Raw genomic sequence first — 1,011 nt, 5'->3', positions numbered from 1 at the left:
ACTTGTAGTAACGTCCGAAGGCGAATTTAGTTGTATCAATGATTTGAGTACTTTCTGCGTCGCCAAGTGACTTAGTGAAGCCATCTTTAAGTGTTGCAGTCATCACACCATTTTCAACTTTAATGTCAAATTTATCTGTAACATCAGCACCAGTTACTGAATCGTAAGCTTTGATTGTTGAGCCATCTACATCAACCTTAGTTTCATCGAAGTCATCAGTTATTCCTACAGTTTGAACGTTGTCTTTGTTAGCTGCGTCGAATTTGGTAGTATCCAACCATACTTGATAGTAGATCTTTTCGCCGCGTTTAACAGACTTAGTATTGATATTTTCTGCTTCGTTGTTACCATCTTTGTCAGCGTATGGGTTCGCATTTGTGTCTGCGTACTTGTCTGCCAATTCTGAGTCATCATCGAGAAGCTTGTTATCAGTGATAGAGAATTTAGCTGTATTCAATACATATTTCTCTGGTTGGAACTTAGGCTCTTCTGGAGGAGTCACACGGTTGTTAAATTCTTTATCCGCAATGTCGCCTACAGTCGCGATAAGAACTTTAGCTGTTCCATCGTGTTTAACTGTGACTGTTACATTCGCTTTCATTGTGTCGTATGTAACGGTTGCGTCGCTTCCTTTAACTTCTTCTACTGTGTAGTTGTGAACACCTTCGTCACCCTTCTTGAATGACATAGCTGAGAACTTAACGTTACCAGAAGCATCATTGCTTACAGTTTCAAGAGTCTTACCTTCTGAATCTTTAAGCACGAAGCTGAATTCGTTAGCTTTAAGCTCACGGCCTTCCAAACGTTTAGTGAAGTTGAATTCCACTTCAACTGGTACGTTGTTAACACGTTTTTCAGTTGGTTTGTTTGGTTTTTCAACTTTCTTAGTTGTTGGGTTGTAGTAGTTAACTACTTGAGCTGCAGTATTTTCAATATCCACACCACCAGGTACATCAGCTTTAACTGTTGTTGGGATGTCAAACTTGTAGTAACGTCCGAAGGCGAATTTAG

General features: G+C 39.8%; 1 protein-coding gene. It reads right to left on the bottom strand.

What is annotated here, in order from left to right:
* Positions 1 to 1,011: SspB-related isopeptide-forming adhesin (locus HMPREF2867_RS07745; protein ID WP_305366818.1), on the bottom strand; the 1,011-nt coding region annotated here is incomplete at both ends.

This window comes from Streptococcus sp. HMSC064H09 (assembly GCF_001812625.1).
In the GTDB taxonomy this organism is placed as follows: Bacteria; Bacillota; Bacilli; order Lactobacillales; family Streptococcaceae; genus Streptococcus.
Note: the sequence above shows the minus strand (reverse complement) of the source record. Positions and strands in the feature narration are given on the sequence as shown.